Origin of the sequence: Xanthomonas bromi (genome assembly GCF_900092025.1) — a bacterium.
Classification (GTDB): domain Bacteria; phylum Pseudomonadota; class Gammaproteobacteria; order Xanthomonadales; family Xanthomonadaceae; genus Xanthomonas; species Xanthomonas bromi.
The window spans coordinates 12,255-30,487 of sequence record NZ_FLTX01000065.1; the positions used below are offsets into that span (position 1 = coordinate 12,255).

The following is an 18,233-nucleotide window of genomic DNA, read 5'->3' on the forward strand; positions in this document are numbered from 1 at the left end:
GGCTGCGCGCTGCACTCACAGCGCCACCTTCAGGCCGAGCGCGTAGGTGCGACCGTACTCTTCATTTTGCAGGGTGCGCGAGGGCACGCCCTGGTACAGCTCCAATGGCTCATCCAGCAAGTTCTGCGCTTCCAGATACAGGCTCACGTGGCTGTTGAACTGATAATTCATGCTGACATCCAGCTGCGTGTGCGGGGCGACGTAGATATCGTACGCGCGGCTTTGCCCGATGGTGTCCAGATATTCGCTGCGATACACCGCTGCCACGCGCGCACTGAAGCCATACTTTTCATAGCCCAGATGGCCGCTGTAGATGCGTGTGGAGGAGCGCGGCAGCATGAAGTCGTCGCCGGCGCGATTGCTCAGGCCCGGGTCGAAGTCGCTGTCCAGGGCGGTGGCGCTGGCACCGACCAACAAGCCGTTCCAGCCTTCGGGCAGGAAGTCCAGCGTCTGCTGCCAGTTGAACTCGGCGCCGCGCACCTTGGCGGTGTCGCCATTGATCGAACGCATCACCTGCAGGCCAGGAAATTCGGCATCGGTGGTGCTGATGGTCTGCACGATGTAATCGTCGATCGACTTGTTAAACACGCCCAGCGACACCAGGCCGGTGCTGCCGATGTATTTTTCGAACGACAGATCCAGATTGGTGGAGCGATACGGGTTGAGGTCCGGGTTGCCGATGCTCACGTCTTCATCGCCGCGGTTGATGCTCACGCGCGGCGACACATCGCCGAACGACGGGCGCGAAAAGGTCTTGTTGGCTGCAAACCGCAACACCCAATCGTTGCCGCTGTCGTAGCGCAGGTGCAGGCCAGGCAGCACGTTGGTGTAGCTGCTGGAGGCCTCGCGCAGCGTCACCGTGGCAGTGCGGCCGTTTTCGGCAACGTCCACCTGGTTGCCTGTGGCGTTGAACTGGGTGTTCTCCACGCGGACGCCGGCAATCATGCGCAGCGCACCGATATCCCAGGTGCCCATCGCATAGGTGGCGAAGACGTCTTCGGTTGCGGTGTAGTCGTCCTGCAGCGAGACCTGCTGGTTGCCGCCCACATCCTGCGGACGGGCGCTGTACAGACCACCCGACGCACGCCAGTAGCGGCGCATACCGTCCGAGCCGATGCTTTCGCCCAGCGTGCCGCCACGGTGCTCCGGTGCGGCGGTGGTCCAGCTGCTCAGATCGATCGCCGTGCCACGCCGCAATTCCTGTTCGTTGACGTCCACATCGCGCTCGCGCCAGCGGCCGAGCACGCCCATCTTCAGGCTGGAATGTTTCGCCGTCGAAGCGCACATTGATCTGCGCGCTGTGCTCGCTGTCATCCACCGTCTTGGGCGACAACACGAAGCGGTCGCACACGAAGTCCCGGTTGCTCTGCCAGCCGTTATCGGAAAACCCCAGGCGCGGAATGCCGCTGCGCTGGTCCACCGTGGCGGCCAGATCGTCGCCGTCATCGTCGAAGTAGGCCTCCATCTCGTCGTTCACGCGCTCGGTGGTCTTGGTGTAGCCCAGCTTGTAGTCCAGCGTGGCGCTGCTCAGGCGGTTTTCGCCGCCGAAACTGATTGCGGTGTTGTCTTCCTTCTTGGTGCGGTAGCGCACGCGCTTGGAAATGCTGTCCGCCGGCAGGTCGGCCACGTTGTAGGTGCCGTCGCCGTTGGCGCTGACCTGCCCGTCGGCCAGCCCGAAGACGGTGCGCTGACGTGTTTCGGCATCGTCGAAACGGCTGTACAACGAGCGCAGGTAGTAGCGATTGTCCGCGTCCGGGCGCCAGTCCAGATTGAGGTTGGCGCCCATGCGGGTGCGTTCGATGAAATATTTGCGGCGTTGCACTTCGCCGGCGAACAGATCGTCGTTCGCGCCACCGTCAAAGCTGTCGTAGGCCACTTCGGTGTTGTCGGATTCGAATTCGCGGTCCTGGTAGTTCACACCCACCGCCACACCGAAGGTGCCGTCGAAAATGTCGCTGTAGTTGAACGCACCCTTCGGGCTGGTCTTGCCGGACAGCGATTGGTGACTGGCTTCGATGGAGCCGCGCAACGTGCGCCCATCGCGGTCGAAAGCAGAGGTGGATTCCACCTGGATCGCACCTCCGATGGAATCGCCGGGCATGTCCGGGGTCGGCGACTTGACCACCTTCAGACGCTCGGTGGAATCGGACGGAATCACGTCCAGCGGCGCCGAGCGCGTGCCGTCTTCCGGCGTGCCCATGGTCATGCCGTCGATGGTGACGCTGTTGAGCGACGCATCCAGGCCGCGGATGACAACAAAGCGGCCTTCGCCCTGATCGCGGGTGACGCTGACACCCGGCAGGCGCTGTAAGGATTCTGCAACATTCTTGTCCGGGTAACGTCCCACCGCATCGGAGGCGACCGCGTCCTGGATCGCATCGGAGGCGCGCTTGAGATCCACCGCGCGCTCCTGCGCTTCCAATTGCGGGCGCACTTCGAGCCGTTCCAGGTCGATCGCCGCAGCACCGGCAATGCCGCCGGCCGTCGCACCCTCAGCCGCGTGCGCCAGCGGGCTCAACGTGACCGCAGCCAACGTCAGCGTGATCGCCAGGCAAAGCGGAGTCTTGTTCAACACGGGTGCTTCCCCAATCGGTCAAGAATGGGTGGGCACGCTATGTCTACGACATTTCACTGACATGACATATGTCTGTGCGATCACACCCAACGTGTGGCGACACACTGCACTGCTGCGGCACACTGTGCTCATCTCCCGCCTGTCGCTGCCCATGAAAATCGTCGAAGTCCGCCACCCCCTCGTCCAGCACAAGATCGGTTTGCTGCGCGATGCCGCCTTGAGCACCAAGGGCTTCCGTGAACTGGTCACCGAACTGGGCACGCTGCTGGCCTACGAGGCCACCGCGAACCTGGACACCGAATCGCACACCCAGCCGGGCTGGGCCGGCCCGGTGACGGTGCAGCGCATCGCCGGCGCAAAGATCACACTGGTGCCGATCCTGCGCGCCGGCCTGGGCATGTTGCCCGGGGTGCTGGCATTGATTCCGACCGCACGCGTCAGCGTGGTCGGCCTGCAGCGCGATGAAGAAACCCTGCAGCCGGTGCCCTACTTCGAACGCCTCACCGGCCGTCTGGAAGAACGCGATGCGCTGATCCTGGATCCGATGCTGGCCACTGGCGGCACCCTGATTGCCACCATCGACATGCTCAAGCGCGCCGGCGCCCGGCGCATCAAGGGCATCTTTCTGGTCGCCGCACCGGAAGGCCTGAAGGCGCTGGAAGCGGTGCACCCGGACGTTGAGGTCTACACCGCGGCGATCGACGACCACCTCAACGACAAGGGCTATATCCTGCCCGGCCTGGGCGATGCAGGCGATCGGATTTTTGGTACGCGGGTGGAGTGAGCCAACGCAGATCGGTCGGGAAAGAGTCGCGCTGGTCGATGCGCTGCGCGTTCGCAAGCTGCTCGATACACCGCCCGTTCGCGCATTGCCCCACGCGCGCGGCATTGTTTGCCTCACATTGCCACGCGCGCGATGGATCGCTTGAATCGCCAGCCTGGGCCGTGACACTGCGTCGGAATTGGGTGCGTCCTATGGTGCAATCGACGAGTCACTTCTGAAAGCGCGCAGCGACGCGTGTGTCACAGCAGGCATCTGCATTGCCCGAAGCGCCCCATCCGGCGCTAAACGCCACTGTCCTCCCGTACAGAGACGACTATGCCGATGGGACACGAACGCAACCGCATCAGGGATGCCTCGCCTCAGTGCGTCGACGCCTCGATCGCCGCGCTCACATACACCAGCGGTGCATTCCAGTTGATCGCCACTTCGTTGGTGGAGTAACTGCAGAAGTTGTCCAGGTACGACAGCGCCGGCAGTTTCGAGGGGTACGGCACTTTGCATTCCTTGACATCCTGCTGCCCCGGCTGCGGGCCTCCGACCAGCCAACCCGGCACCGGCGCTTGGATGCCATCGGCCTGGGAAGGGCGATGGTGGATATGCATCGGCGTGCGCTTGCCTATCCCGGTGACGAAGGATAGTCCCAGCGGATTGCGGCCCAGGATGTAGTCCAGCTGCGATTGCGCCGCATCCAGAAACTGCCGCTGCTGCGTGAGCCGGTAGCCCTGCATCAGCATCACCGCGCGGTCGAGCACCCCTCCATTGCTGCCCCACAGGAAAGTGTTGTCGGTCATCGCCAAACGCCACGACGACGCTTTCCAGGTGTCGGCAATCTGCTGTGCCAGACCGGTGATCTCACGTGCGATCCGCGCGCGATCGGCATGCGGCGTGAGCTGGTCGCGGTGCCCGGCCAACGACATCCACGCCAGGGCACCGACATTGCCCCACGATGGCACCGTAGCAGGCACGTTGCGCGCGATCATCGCGTCGTAAAACCCATTCTCGCGCGTGGCGATGTACAACTCGGCCGCCGCCCAGGCGAATTCATCGTCCACATGCGCATCGCCGTAAGCGCCGGTGCGCACGTCGCTGACGCTGCCCTGGCACACCGACTCTAACTCCTGCGCCACCCACCCGCCCTCGCCGAATCCTGCAGGCAACCGCACTGTGTTCTGGTCCTGGCCTGCGCAGCGGCCGGTCGCGGTGTACGCCGCAGAAGATGTGAGTTGGGGCTCGGACAGCGCGCCCGACGACGATCCGGTGGATAGCTGGATCCTGGGGACGCAACGCTGGTCGGTGCGTGGAACCGGCACCGATTCGCCGCTGGCAGAGAATTGGGGACGCTATCAAGTACGTCTGGACATGCTGGAAAACTGGAGCCGCATCGGCACGATCCTGCAGGCGCCGCAGATCGATCGCCCCAAGAGCAAGAACACCCAAGCGTGGAGCCTGCAGTGGTATCTGGAAGTCGGCAGCCAGTTGCGCGACACCGGGCTGACGCCGGTCGAACCGTTCCCCAATTACGCCACCAACCTCGACCCCGATCCGACGCGCTGACTGGACCCACGCGAGCTGTTCCACAAGCTGCTCAATGTCGGTGCCTATCCGGAAATCCGCCCCGCCGCGCGTGCGTATGTCGACGCATGGCTGCGTTGGGCCGAAGATTTTTCCAACCACACGCAGACACCGGAATCGCAGAGGTTCTTTGCTTACACCGAGCAGGCGTTCCGCAATCGACTGGAACTCATCTACCAGGAGCTGGTCGATGAGGCAGAGGATTTCGATCCGGAAGGCGATGGGCAGTTCACCACCTACGAGGCGATGTGCACGTATACAATCCAGTGGTCGCCATTCAATCTGATCGATGGCGCCTGGCTGCGCAATATCGGCACCACCGGCCCGATCGACGAAGTGCGCGCCCTGCTTTATTCGGTGTCCATGGACGGACTTGGCGATGGCGTGGTGTCGATGAACCACTGCAACATCTATCGCGATCTCTGCCACAGCATCGGGTATTACCCGCCACCGATCGAGGCACGCGAATTTGCCTACGACCCGAACTTTTTCGATAGCGCCTTCACGGTACCGGCCTTCCAGTTGGCCATCTCCGAATTCACCGAGGACTATTATCCCGAGTTGATCGGTATGACCTTGATGCTCGAGTGGGAGGTCGTGCAACTCAAGCAAACCCGCGACAGCATGCTGTACACGGGGCTGGATCCGCACTTCTACATCATGCACATCGGCATCGACAACGCGGTCAATGGCCACGGCCAACGCGCGGCAGATGCGGTGTGCCTGTATCTGCAGAACATGCGTCTGGCCGGTGGCGAAGAGGCAGTGCAACACGCCTGGAGGCGGATCTGGAACGGCTTTATCGCCTTCGGCCCGATCGGCACCTTCGGCGACGACCTGCTGACATTGGTCAACAGCACACCCGACCTGCATCAGCAGATGCAGGACATGATCAAGCGCAAGGCCAACTACGGCAGCCGCAATCATCAAAAGCACATGGTCGGCCCATGCCGCATCGACGAGTGGTTCGCCGATCCGCCCGGCTTCCTCAAGGCGTTGCAGGACCACGGTTGGATCACGCCTGGCGATTGGCAGAACAGCCGCATGCGCGGGCTGATGGATTTCGAGACCGGGCCGATGTATCGGGTCTTCACCGAAGACGAAATCGCCCTGTGGAGCGCCTATACGCTGAGCCTGACTGCACCGCCGTCGCCACCGCGTGGCCCGCCGATGTCCTCGGCACGGGCGATGGCGGCACTGATCGACAAGCTGCGGCCGATCCAGCGCGGCAAGTCCGGACACGTCACCAGCGTCATGGCCAGCCCCGAAGGCGAGGTCCACAACCTTGCCTGGTGGTTCGAACGACCGACCCGCGCACTGATGGCCGCGTTGTCCGCACCGGTAAACGAGTTGATCAAACCCGGCGACCCGGCCTCGAGCCGTTTCCTCAGCGAATTGATCGCACCCACCGGACCGATGGGCTCGATCTTCAGCATGCCTGCCGATCCGCCCACTAGCGGATCGCTGCGCGATGTCGTCCATCGCTGGGTGCTGGATGGCTGCCCGTTGCTGGACGAGGTGCCGTTCATGCTGCGACTCCATACCCCCAAGGCCAAGCGCGACCGGCATCCGGATGGACACATCATCGGAATGGGCAACGTGCATTGAACGCGCACGGCAGTCCTGGCTACGACGTCGTGGTGCTGGGCGCGGGCCCGGCCGGTGCGAGTTGCGGCCTGGCCTTGGCCAGGGCTGGCGTGGAGCGGCTATGTCTGGTCGATGGGGGATTGGCCAACACGGTGGCGATCGGGGAAACCATTCCGCCGGACACCCGGCTGCTGCTGCAGCAGTTGGGGGTGTGGGAGGCGTTCCTGGACGATGGCCATCTCCCCTGTCCCGGCAGTTGCGCTGCGTGGGGAAGCCCGCGCCTGGGCTTCAATGATTTCGTCCTGAATCCCCAAGGCACCGCCTGGCATCTCGACCGCGCACGCTTCGACGGCTTTCTGCGCCGTCACGCACACGCTGCCGGCGTTGCGGGCATATCGGACGCGCGCCTGGTCGGTGTCGTACAGGAGGCCAACGGCGACTTCTGTCTGCGCCTGTCCTTGGGCGCACGGGGCGTGCGCACGCTCGTCGATGCCACCGGTCAGGCGTCGGCGCTGGCGCGACGGCTCGGCGCACGCCGACGCGAGCTGGATCGCCTGAGCGTGGTGTATGGATTCTTCGATGCGGCACACGCCGCATCGCCATCGCGCTCGACGCTACTGGAAGCCAGCGCGGACGGCTGGTAGTACGCGGCCCTGCTACCCAACGTGCGTGTGGCTGTCGCCGTGGCCACGGATGCGGAACTGATCAAGCGCGATCGGTTAGGCGATGACGGCGGCTGGCTGCGTGCGGCCGTGAAAACACGGCATCTGGCTCAGCGACTGGATGGCTGCCGTTATCTGCCCGGCGAACTGAGCGCACGCGTCGCCGCCAGCTTCATGCTGGACCGCGTTGCCGGGCCACGCTGGCTGGCCGTCGGCGACGCCGCGGCCAGTTTCGATCCGCTGGCCGCACAAGGAATCCACAAGGCAATCAGCGACGGCCTCCTGGCCGCCACCTCGCTCACAACCGCACTGACCACCGATACCGATCTGTCCGATGACTACGCCACTGCGGTGCAGGCGCGTTTTTCCGAGTATCTGATCAACCGCAATCATTTCTACAACCTCGAACGCCGCTGGCCGGACTCTGCGTTCTGGGCACGTCGCCAAGCCCGGCTCGACCTGGCAGCCGTGGCCTGAAGCCACCGCCCCGCCGCCGCTGTGAGAAGCCTATGACGACCACTTCGCATCCCCCTATCGCCCATCGGGTGGGCCGATGGCTGCCCAGCGATCAACACGTGCTGGAGACCTGGCTGAGTGCGCTGGTGCGCGAGGTCGACGCCGACACGCTGAAGGCCGCTCCGCGGCCCTTGCATCCCGTCATCGACGACTTCCAGGCATTGATCGAAGGCGACGCCCAGATCTACATGCTGTTCCATCAAATGTTCGAGCAGGTGCCGCACAAACCGCCCTACAACCAGGATCGGACCGGCACGCCGCAGGTGCGCGATTATCAATTGATGCTGAAATTGTTCAACGCCATCATGACGCGTGCACCGGAGTTCAATCAGACCGGGCTGGTGGGCTTCCCGATCAATGCCATTCTCGATTGGCCGATGGAAACGGGCAGCGGCGTCAGCGCCTTTTTGAACGAGAAGGTCAACGCGGCATTCCGGGCGATGCTCAACGAATGGGTCCGCTTTCTGGCCTCGCCGGATTCGACCTACGTGCTCAACCACGATCCGGTCAGCGGCTGGTTCGGCCGCGATGCACAGACCGCCATGCCCCACTTCGCAACCGAGTTCGTCTGCGACCCCGCCGCGCCCCATCACGGATTCATCTCCTGGGACGATTTTTTCACCCGCCGCTTCCGGCCCGGCGTCCGTCCGATCGACGCGCCCGACGACGACGGGGTGATCGTCAACGCCTGCGAATCGGCGCCCTACCGGCTTGCGCACGGCGTGCAATTACGCGATCGGTTCTGGGTCAAGGCGCAGCCCTACCCGCTCGATCACATGCTTGCGCACGATGCCTACGTCGAACAGTTCGTAGGGGGCACCGTCTACCAGGCGTTTCTGGATGCGCTCAGTTATCACCGCTGGCATAGCCCGGTGTCCGGTCGCATCGTCAAGACGCATCTACAACCTGGCACCTACTACGCAGAAGCGCTTGCCGAAGGCTTCGACCCGGTCGGGCCCAACTCCTCTCAGGCCTACATTACCGAGATCGCCACGCGCGCGATGATCTACCTCCAGGCCGACAATCCAGCCATCGGCTTGATGTGCTTCATGGCGGTGGTCTCCACGTGCGAGCTCGGCGTCTACAAGGGTCAGCACATCAAAAAAGGCGATCCGCTCGGCATGTTCCACTTCGGCGGATCGACCCATTGCCTGCTGTTTCGGCCGGGTGTGCGCCTGAAATTCGATCTTCATGGGCAGACACCCGGTCTTGACGCAAAAAACATCCCGGTCAACGCACGGATCGCTAACGTGATTGCATGAAACAACGCGCGGCGCTGTTTATCCTTCCTTCGCAGACGCCAGTCACACCTTGGTTTAGGGCGGCTCACAAAACGCCGCGAGCGGTCGTCAGCTGGGTGCGGCCGGCGCGCAGGAACCGCAGTGTCCATGGGGTACACGCCGATTCCGCGCATCGACCGCGCCTGCCTGGCCGATGCGCAGTCGTTTTATCAGATGCTCCAACTCAGAGCGCGGGCGCGTCCAACTGCACTTGCGCCTTGCCCACGGGATTACGCGGGTCACTGCCACCGCTGAGCACGTTGCTGCGCTTGTCCCACTCCACCGTCTGCAGGTTGCCCCACACATGGCTGGAGCCGCGGCCGCCTTCGGCGGTATCGCCGGGCAGTTTGAGTGCGTGCCCCATCGCTTGCAGGCCCGTGGCGGTCTGCGGCGAAAATGCGTTGGTCTCGGCGTCGATCACGTCCGGCAGCCACTGGTGGTGATAACGCGGCAAGGCGCTGACCGCCTGCGCATCCAGGCCGGCGTCGTAGCCCAGGATGCCGAGCAGCACCATGGTGATGATGCGGCTACCGCCCGGGGTACCGAGCACGATCGCCTTGTCGGCCGATTCCATGAAGGTCGGCGTCATCGAGCTGAGCATGCGCTTGCCCGGCTTCGGCGCATTGGCGGCATAGCCCATCACGCCGAACGCGTTCGGGGTGCCGGGCTTGAGCGCGAAATCGTCCATCTCGTTGTTGAGCAGCACGCCGGTGCCCTTTGGAATCAGGCCCGAGCCGTACAGCAGGTTCACCGTCTGGGTGGCGCCGACGCGGTTGCCTTCGCCATCGATGATGGAAAAGTGGGTGGTCTCGTCGTCTTCCAGCGGCGTGGGATTGCCCGACAGCAGATCGCTGGGCGTGGCCTTGTCCGGGTTGATGGTGGCACGCAGGCCCTGCGCATAGTCCTTGCTGGTCAGTACGCGCTGCGGCACGTCCACAAAGTCCGGGTCGCCCAGGAAGAAGGTGCGGTCGCGGTAGGCGCGGCGCATCGACTCCACCACCAGATGGGTGCGGTGCACGTCATCGAGTGTGTTCAAGTCCCAGCCTTCCAGAATCTGCAGCATCGCCGCCAGCGCAATGCCGCCGGACGACGGTGGCGGCGCGGTGGTGATGGTCCAGCCGCGGTAATCGAACTGGATCGGCGTGCGCTCCTTGACCCGATACCCGGCCAACTCGGCTGCCTTCCACTGGCCACCGGCCTGCTTCACGCCGGCCAGCAGTTTGTTGGCAGTTTCGCCCTTGTAGAACCCGTCCAAGCCCTTGTCGCCGAGCAGCTGCAGCGTATGCGCCAGCTCCGGCTGTTTGAAGGTCTCGCCTTCGGCAATGGGCTTGCCGCCACGCAGATACACCTCGCGCGTGCCGGGGTAACGCTCCATCACCTCGCGCCGCGAGGCATACCCCTTGGCCATGCGCGCGTAGACCGGGAAGCCCTCCGTCGCGATGCGGATCGACGGCGCCAGCGACTGCTTCAGCGGCAACCGGCCATGTTTGGCCGCCAGTTCCACCAGCGCCGCGGGCAGGCCCGGGATGCCGGCCGACCACGGGCCGTTGATCGAGCGGTCGCGGTCCAGCTCGCCCTTCTTGTCGAGAAATTGCGCTGCGGTGGCCGACGCGGGCGCGGTTTCGCGCGCGTCCAGCATCACGTCCTTGCCGGTCTTGGCGTCATGCAACAGGAAGAAACCGCCGCCGCCCAACCCCGAGCTGATCGGCTCGACCACCGCCAGCGTGGACGACACCGCAACCGCGGCATCGAAGGCATTCCCGCCTTCGCGCAGGATCTGCAGGCCGGCAGCGGTGGCCAGCGCGTGGCCGCTGGCGATGGCCGCGCCGGGCGGATGCGCGGCAACCGGCGCAGTAACCGCCGCCTGCTTGGCGGCATCCGCGCACCAGGCGGTAGGCGCCAGCACCAAGGTCAGCAACAACAGGCCACGCGAGGGGAAAGGTCGGGCGAAAGTGCTCACGGGGCGGGAGGCTCCTGTTCGTACAGTTCGGGATGATCGCGCTGCAACTGCATCAGTTTGGCCAGCAATTGATCATGGGTTTCCGGAATCGCCGGATCCGGGTCGATGCATTCGACCGGGCACACCACCACGCACTGCGCTTCGTCGAAGTGGCCCACGCACTCGGTGCATCGCGCCGGGTCGATGACGTAGATGGTTTCGCCCATCGAGATCGCCTGATTCGGGCACGCCGGCTCGCAGACGTCGCAGTTGACGCAGAGCTCGTTGATTTTCAGCGACATATCGGTACTACGATGCGACGCGACACAGCGCACTGCAACCGCAAGCGCTGGAACGCAATGTGCTGCTGCAGCCGGACGCAGACCGCGCGCAGCGACAGATGGACAACGCCGTGGGCGCTGTCGGACACCGGCCTGACACGGCCGGCTTCGGTGGAGTGCGAACTCGGCAGCATGGTGGGTATCCACGCCGCGGCCGGATGCGCCCTCCCGCGCATCCGGCCTGGTACGGCATTACTTGGCTTCAACGAAAATGTATTCAACGCCCTTGGGCTGGACGATGGTCTGCACACGTGCGTTGTCGGCGGCGCTGCCGATGAACAGCACGCGCACACCCTTCATCGAGTCCGGTGCCACGTCCTTGAACGCTGCATCGACCAGGTCAGCCATCTTGCTGGACGCCGACGAGCCGAAGGCCAGCATGTTGCCTGGCTGCACGCCACGGGCGAGTGCGGTCTTGACGCTTTCCAGCTGACGCTCGTAGCTGCCGGCAAATTCGGCATCGGACTCCGGCGGCAAGTAGTACAGGAACGGGCTGTTGGTGGTGGTGCCCAGGTTCTGGCCGACCACTTCCTGCAGGTACTTCTTCCAGCCGGCGTTGTCGTCCTTGGCCGGTGCGGTCAACGCAGCCGGAGCGGCGGCCGCGGTCGGCGCCGGTTCTTGCTTCTTGCAGGCGGTGACCGCCAGAGCGGCGATCGAAGCGAGCGCCAGAGCGCGCATGGTGTGTTTCATGAAACTCTCCCTTTGAAATGCGTGTGGTGATGTAACTGCAGATGATCAGGCTTGCGCGCGGGCTTCGCGCACCTGCCGCAAGGCCTCGACAACCGATCCCGGCACGAAGGCGGACACATCCCCGCCCAGCCGCGCGATTTCGCGCACCAGCGAGGACGAGATGAAGCTGTACTGCTCGGCCGGGGTAAGAAACAGCGTTTCCACTTCCGGGATCAGATGGCGGTTCATGCTGGCCATCTGAAATTCGTATTCGAAGTCGGACACCGCGCGCAGGCCGCGCAGCAGCACGCCGGCGCCCATCTCGCGTACGAAATGCGCCAGCAAGGTATCGAAGCCGCGCACTTCCACATTGGTATGCGCCGCCAGCGCCTCCTGTGCAAGCGCAACGCGGCGCTCCAGCGACAGCGCCGGGCCCTTGGAGGGGCTATACGCCACGCCTACCACCACACGCTCGAACAACGGCGCGGCGCGATTCACCAGGTCGATATGACCGTTGGTGATCGGGTCGAAGGTACCGGGATAGACCGCGGTGCGGCTATTGGCAACACTCATACGGAGACTACCGGGGTCGAATCGCTCGTCAGTGTAGCAGCGGCCCGGCGGTACAGCCCATAGCGCACCTCACGGGTGGCGCCCTCGCGGTGCAGATGCCAGCCCGCCGGCAGCGGCGGCGGCGCAGCGGCGGGCGCCTCCAGATACAGCCAGGCATCGGCCGCCACATGCGCGGGCAATCGCTCCAGCACGGCGGGCCACAGGCCGGCCGAGAACGGCGGGTCGACGAACACGATGTCGGCCAGCGCTGCGGGCCCTCGTTCCAGCCAGCGCACTGTGTCCTCCTGCAGGACCTGGACCTGCGTGGCGGCATCCAGCCGGGTCACATGCTCGCGCAGGCGCTGCACCAAGCCGGGGTCGCGTTCGATCAGGGTGGCATGCGCGGCGCCGCGCGACACCGCTTCCAGGCCCAGCGCGCCGGAGCCGGCGAACAGATCCAGCACACGCGCACCGAGCAGGCGCGGCATCAGCCAGTTGAAGACCGTTTCGCGCACGCGGTCGCTGCTGGGGCGCAGGCCGGGCAACGTGGGCACCGCCAGCCGGGTATTGCGCCAGCGCCCGCCCACGATCCGCACCTGGCCTTCCGCGCCATGCGGCGCTGGCCGCAGCGGGCGGCTCATCGCCATGCGCCTGTCGAGGACGAGCGGGTGCAGCACGGCAGTAGCACGGTTGGCGACATGGCTCGAAGCAAGACGAATGGCAGGCCATGATACCGCCGCCATCGGCGCAGCCGCCCTGCCCCGCACCGCGCCGGCCGCCGCGTCGGGCTCATTCGCACTGCCCCGCCTTGAAAAATCGCAAGACGGCCTCATCCCCCAGGCCATCGGCCGCGTTGCGGCCTGGACCACCACGGAGCACGACCCCAATGACCGTTGAAACCGACAAGCAGACGCTGGGCTTCCAGACCGAGGTCAAGCAGCTGCTGCAGCTGATGATCCATTCGTTGTATTCGAACAAGGAAATCTTCCTGCGCGAGCTGGTGTCCAATGCCGCCGACGCCGCCGACAAGCTGCGCTTCGAAGCCTTGGTCAAGCCCGAGCTGCTGGAAGGCGGCGGCGACCTGCGGATCCGCGTCGACTACGACAAGGACGCGCGCACCGTCACCATTGACGACAACGGCATCGGCATGAGCCGCGAGGATGCGGTCTCGCATCTGGGCACCATCGCCAAGTCCGGCACCGCCGACTTCCTCAAGCACCTCAGCGGCGACCAGAAGAAGGACGCCAACCTGATCGGCCAGTTCGGCGTGGGCTTCTACAGCGCATTCATTGTTGCCGACCAGGTCGATGTGTATTCGCGTCGCGCCGGCCTGCCCGCCGAAGAAGGCGTGCATTGGTCCTCGCGTGGCGAGGGCGAATTCGAAGTTGCCAGCGTCGACAAGCCCGAGCGCGGTACGCGCATCGTGCTGCACCTGAAGGAAGGCGAAGACACCTTCACCGATGGCTGGACGCTGCGCGGCATCCTCAAGAAGTACTCCGACCATATCGGCCTGCCGATCGAGATGCGCAAGGAGCATTACGGCGAAGAGGCCGACAAGCCTGCAGAGCCGGAGTGGGAAGCGGTCAACCGCGCCAGCGCGCTATGGACGCGCCCCAAGTCCGAGATCACGGACGCCGAATATCAGGAGTTCTACAAGCATGTGGCGCACGACGCGGGCAACCCGCTGGCGTGGAGCCACAACAAGGTCGAAGGCAAGCTGGAATATACCTCGCTGCTGTTCGTGCCCGGCCGCGCCCCGTTCGATCTGTATCACCGCAATTCGGCCAAAGGCCTGAAGCTGTACGTGCAGCGCGTTTTCATCATGGACCAGGCCGAGCAGTTCCTGCCGCTGTACCTGCGTTTCATCAAAGGCGTGGTGGATTCGTCGGACCTCTCGCTCAACGTCTCGCGCGAAATCCTGCAGTCCGGCCCCGTGGTCGATTCGATGAAGTCGGCGCTGACCAAGCGCTCGCTGGACATGCTGGAGAAGCTGGCCAAGGACAAGCCTGAGGACTACGCGACCTTCTGGCGCAACTTCGGCCAGGCATTGAAGGAAGGCCCGGCCGAGGATTATGCAAACCGCGAAAAGATCGCCGGCCTGCTGCGCTTCTCCTCCACGCACGACACCACTGGCGCGCAGAGCGTGGGCCTGGCCGATTATGTCAGTCGTCTGGCCGAAGGTCAGGACAAGCTGTATTACCTCACCGGCGAGAGCTACGCGCAGATCAAGGACAGCCCGCATCTCGAAGTGTTCCGCAAGAAGAGCATCGAAGTGCTGCTGCTCACCGACCGCATCGACGAATGGCTGATGAGCTACCTCACCGAATTCGACGGCAAATCGTTCGTGGACGTGGCCCGCGGCGACCTGGACCTGGGCAAGCTGGATTCGGAAGAAGACAAGAAGGCGCAGGAAGACCTCGCCAAGTCCAAGGAAGGCCTGGCCTCACGCATCAAGGCCGCGCTGGGCGACGACGTGGCCGAAGTGCGCGTCTCGCACCGTTTGACCGATTCTCCCGCCATCCTGGCGATTGGCCAGGGCGACCTGGGCCTGCAGATGCGCCAGCTGCTCGAAGCCAGCGGCCAGGCCGTCCCGGAAAGCAAGCCGGTGTTCGAATTCAACCCGGCCCACCCGCTGATCGAGAAACTGGATGCGGAACAGGATATGGATCGGTTTGGCGATTTGAGTCGGGTGTTGTTCGACCAGGCGGCGCTGGCAGCCGGCGATAGCCTCAAGGACCCGGCCGGGTATGTGCGGCGGTTGAATAAGTTGTTGTTGGAGTTGTCTGTGTAAGCCACTTCCGTTGGGAGTGAAACAAGGCCGGCTGATTGCCGGCCTTTCTTTTAAAAAACATGTTAACCTGCTCTCAGATGTGCCTGCTCTAAGATGATCGACTGCGCCGATACGCCTTAATTGGAACTTGAATAAAAAGGACTTTTTATGATTGATGCATTCCTAAGCCGCAAGACCATTAAATTATTTATTTTTACATTTTTTTATTCACGATATCACCTAAGGCTGACGCTCAGGATTCACAGTGCACTACCAAGGGCGGGAAAAAGTCTGTACTGCCATTGCAGATAACTGGGAATATATGCTTTGCGACAGAATGGGAGCAAGCGTAGCTGCCTATGCAGCTTGGTGCAGAGCACGCGGCGGAACATACAGAGGACTTTATGCAAGTCCCGAGTGTGAGGGGGGAGACTCCACAACCAATGAATCCAACATTGTCCCGTTGTCTGAAAATTATTATAGCGAACGAACAGGCTGTCCAGCTGCGTCTACTTCTGACACAGGCTGGGGCTATACATCTCAGCAAGATTTTCTATGCTGGAGTGGAAGTCCTCAATACCAGCAGGGTCAACTTGTTAGCGATTTAAGGCTCATCACAGTTTCTGGAAATTCGAGAGATAGCAACGGCCAGTGCTCTACTCCTGGCGGACAGATTGCATTTGTTGCGCGGAAGGATAGAACTCTCCGATGCCCTATCGGCTTTGAAGCGCTATTAGACACATCCGGCAATTGGGTTGGGTGTTTCAATCACAAAGACAACACATGCCCAGTAAATAATCCGGTTTTCCCTGGATCAGGGGGGCAAATAAGGAGAGAACTCGACTTTGTTGCAAGTAATGGCCCTCTCCGGCTTGAACGAATTTACTCACCAACGACAGACTATGTCGACCAAGGCCAAGAGAGGGTCGCCACCCCGAATTTTGGCAGTTACTGGCATTTTAATTATGGTATGCGGATAGACAGGGTGGTCAACTCGCCATCCATCTCTGCGATAGCTACGCGCCCCACCGGTGAGAAACTATATTTTGACCATGACGGGAGCCAGGTTCACGCGATCAATGGCAACCAAATTAAGCTTACCGAAGAAGCGAGTGGCGAATGGACGCTATCTCAAGGCACAGAGAAAGAGCGGTACGACACCTCGGGAAATTTGATTCTTGTTAGCTATGCAAACGGCAGCAATGTATCGATTTCTCGAAACACCAGCACCAGGCAATTATTCATAAAAGATTCGCAAGGCCGCCAGCTAACGCTCCAATATCTCCCATCTTTCCAAATAAGCTATGCCACACTACCTGACGGAGAAAAAATAAAATTTCAATATTATTCACCGAAAGGCTTACTTACCGAAGCCATCCATCAAGATGGAACTTCGATTAAATATGAATTTAATGATACTTTCGATCCAGGATTTAAAGTTTTTGACGAATTGGGCAGTTGGTACTCTTGGCACCGTTACGACTACTCAATAAAGCTAACCACGCAATCGATCCTCTCTCCTGCTGTCGACTCGGGAACCGTGGGTGCGATTACCTATAAGTACACAAAAGTTAGCGAGCAAGATTCTTCAACAGAAATTACCTACCCTCTTGGGGAGGTAAAAAAAATGAACTTCAGCCTGATCAACGGCGTTCGAAAACTAACATCTCAGACATCAAATTGCTCCTCATGCGCCACAGGCGAATCGATTAGCTATAGCACAACCGGGTTCCCCAAATCGTCGAAGGATTTCCTGGGAACAGAAACTATTCTTGAATACTCTAATGATGGCTTATTAAACAATAAGCTCGAGTCATTTAAAAAAACTAAATTTAAGCGAACTACTTCGACGGGGTGGAATCATGATTTACAAATCCCGACCGAGCGGGTAATTAAAGATTCTTCGGACAAAATGGTAGCAAAAACACTATGGACCTATAATTCCAGAGGTCAGGCGCTAACTGTGTCTCGACTAGACCCTACTAGTGGCATAGCGCGCGTCACAATCCGGCGCTATTGCGAAATAGCAGATGTCACTGCCGGTACATGTCCGCTAGTTGGCGTATTGTTGTCCAGCGACGGCTCACGCACTGATATCGCAGACAGCACCAAGTACATCTATTACCCCAATGATGACGCCACCTGCGCTGCAGCACCAGCCGCGTGCCCGCATCGCAAAGGCGATCTCTGGAAAGTCACCAACGCCCTCGGCCGCGTCACCGAATATCTCGCCTACGACGGCGCAGGCCGCCCGCTGTCCACCAAGGACGCCAACGGCATCGTCACCGATTACACCTATCACGCACGCGGCTGGCTGACCGCCACCAAGGTGCGCGGGGCCGATGCGGCCAGCGAGGCCGATGACCGCATCACCCGCATCGACTACTGGCCCACCGGCCTGGTCAAGCAGGTCACCCAGCCCGATGGCGCGTTCACTGCCTTCACCTACGACGCCGCACATCGACTGACCGACATCACCGACAACGCGGGCAATACCGTCCATTACACGCTGGATAACGCCGGCAATCGCATCAAGGAAGACACCACCGATGCCTCAGGCACCTTGAAGCGCACGCTCTCGCGCGTCTACAACCAGCTCGGCCAGCTCAAGACGCAGGCCACCGCGGGTAGCAATCCGACCGACTTCGAGTACGACGCCAACGGCAACGCCACCAAGGTGACCGATGCATTGGCAACCGCCACGCAGAGCGAGTACGACCCGCTCAATCGCCTCTCGCGCACGCTGCAGGATGTGGCCGGCATCGAGGCCAACACCACATTCGACTACGACGCGTTCGACAACCTGACCAAGGTCACCGATCCCAAGGGCCTGGACACCAGGTACCAGTACAACGGCTTCGGCGATCTGGTGAAGCTCACCAGCCCGGACACTGGCGTCACCCGCTACACCTACGACAGCGCCGGCAACCGCGCCACCCAGACCGATGCGCGTGGCACTACCACTGCTTACGGCTACGACGCGCTT

12 protein-coding genes, 1 other RNA gene and 3 pseudogenes are annotated in these 18,233 nt (G+C 62.2%); 8 read left to right on the forward strand and 8 right to left on the reverse strand.

The annotated features are described in order from the left end of the window. Nucleotides 1-15 precede the first annotated feature (15 nt). Nucleotides 16-2,575, reverse strand: a pseudogene (locus XBLMG947_RS18105) (TonB-dependent receptor). Between the two features lie 151 nt (nt 2,576-2,726). Between XBLMG947_RS18105 and upp the strand changes: the two are divergent. Beyond that, nucleotides 2,727-3,359: a uracil phosphoribosyltransferase gene (gene upp / locus XBLMG947_RS18110; protein WP_065469982.1), complete on the forward strand. Its 633-nt coding sequence runs from the start codon at nt 2,727-2,729 to the stop codon at nt 3,357-3,359. A 359-nt stretch (nt 3,360-3,718) separates the two neighbouring features. Here the strand turns inward: upp and XBLMG947_RS18115 are convergent. Next, nucleotides 3,719-4,450, reverse strand: a pseudogene (locus XBLMG947_RS18115) (glycoside hydrolase family 9 protein); the annotation flags it as partial. 73 nt (nt 4,451-4,523) lie between these two features. Here XBLMG947_RS18115 and XBLMG947_RS18120 point away from each other — a divergent pair. From XBLMG947_RS18120 to XBLMG947_RS18140, 5 genes are all read left to right on the forward strand, one after another. Beyond that, entirely contained in the window at nt 4,524-4,913 is a 390-nt protein-coding gene (locus XBLMG947_RS18120; RefSeq protein WP_065469983.1) for a hypothetical protein, read from the forward strand. Nucleotides 4,914-5,177: 264 nt separating this feature from the next. Continuing rightward, on the forward strand, nt 5,178-6,539 hold the full coding sequence (locus tag XBLMG947_RS18125) for an iron-containing redox enzyme family protein (RefSeq protein ID WP_065469984.1): 1,362 nt from the start codon (nt 5,178-5,180) through the stop codon (nt 6,537-6,539). Beyond that, nucleotides 6,536-7,162, forward strand: coding sequence for an NAD(P)/FAD-dependent oxidoreductase (locus XBLMG947_RS18130; protein WP_065469985.1), 627 nt, complete (start codon nt 6,536-6,538; stop codon nt 7,160-7,162). Before XBLMG947_RS18125 ends, XBLMG947_RS18130 begins: the two co-directional genes overlap by 4 nt. A 39-nt stretch (nt 7,163-7,201) precedes the next feature. Next, the gene (locus XBLMG947_RS18135) at nt 7,202-7,657 is read left to right on the forward strand and encodes a hypothetical protein (RefSeq protein WP_065469986.1); all 456 of its coding nucleotides are present in this window, start codon (nt 7,202-7,204) and stop codon (nt 7,655-7,657) included. Between the two features lie 32 nt (nt 7,658-7,689). Continuing rightward, nucleotides 7,690-8,958, forward strand: coding sequence for a phosphatidylserine decarboxylase family protein (locus XBLMG947_RS18140; RefSeq protein WP_065469987.1), 1,269 nt, complete (start codon nt 7,690-7,692; stop codon nt 8,956-8,958). A 61-nt stretch (nt 8,959-9,019) separates the two neighbouring features. Here XBLMG947_RS18140 and XBLMG947_RS18145 read toward each other — a convergent pair. From XBLMG947_RS18145 to rsmD, 6 genes are all read right to left on the reverse strand, one after another. Beyond that, nucleotides 9,020-9,095: non-coding RNA, sX9 sRNA (locus tag XBLMG947_RS18145), on the reverse strand. Between the two features lie 65 nt (nt 9,096-9,160). Next, a complete protein-coding gene (gene ggt / locus XBLMG947_RS18150; RefSeq protein ID WP_065469988.1) occupies nt 9,161-10,936 on the reverse strand; it encodes a gamma-glutamyltransferase in 1,776 nt (591 codons plus the stop codon). After that, nucleotides 10,933-11,217 (reverse strand): YfhL family 4Fe-4S dicluster ferredoxin, encoded by a 285-nt coding sequence (locus XBLMG947_RS18155; protein WP_003489796.1) that lies wholly within the window; start codon nt 11,215-11,217, stop codon nt 10,933-10,935. Before XBLMG947_RS18155 ends, ggt begins: the two co-directional genes overlap by 4 nt. A 231-nt stretch (nt 11,218-11,448) precedes the next feature. Next, entirely contained in the window at nt 11,449-11,946 is a 498-nt protein-coding gene (locus XBLMG947_RS18165) for a hypothetical protein (protein ID WP_065469990.1), read from the reverse strand. Between the two features lie 45 nt (nt 11,947-11,991). Further along, nucleotides 11,992-12,498: a pantetheine-phosphate adenylyltransferase gene (gene coaD / locus XBLMG947_RS18170; RefSeq protein ID WP_065469991.1), complete on the reverse strand. Its 507-nt coding sequence runs from the start codon at nt 12,496-12,498 to the stop codon at nt 11,992-11,994. After that, the gene (rsmD, locus tag XBLMG947_RS18175; RefSeq protein ID WP_181093082.1) at nt 12,495-13,124 is read right to left on the reverse strand and encodes a 16S rRNA (guanine(966)-N(2))-methyltransferase RsmD; all 630 of its coding nucleotides are present in this window, start codon (nt 13,122-13,124) and stop codon (nt 12,495-12,497) included. Before rsmD ends, coaD begins: the two co-directional genes overlap by 4 nt. Nucleotides 13,125-13,363: 239 nt before the next feature. Between rsmD and htpG the strand changes: the two genes are divergently transcribed. Beyond that, on the forward strand, nt 13,364-15,268 hold the full coding sequence (gene htpG, locus XBLMG947_RS18185) for a molecular chaperone HtpG (protein ID WP_065469993.1): 1,905 nt from the start codon (nt 13,364-13,366) through the stop codon (nt 15,266-15,268). A 1,054-nt stretch (nt 15,269-16,322) separates the two neighbouring features. After that, nucleotides 16,323-18,233, forward strand: a pseudogene (locus tag XBLMG947_RS23815) (hypothetical protein); the annotation flags it as partial.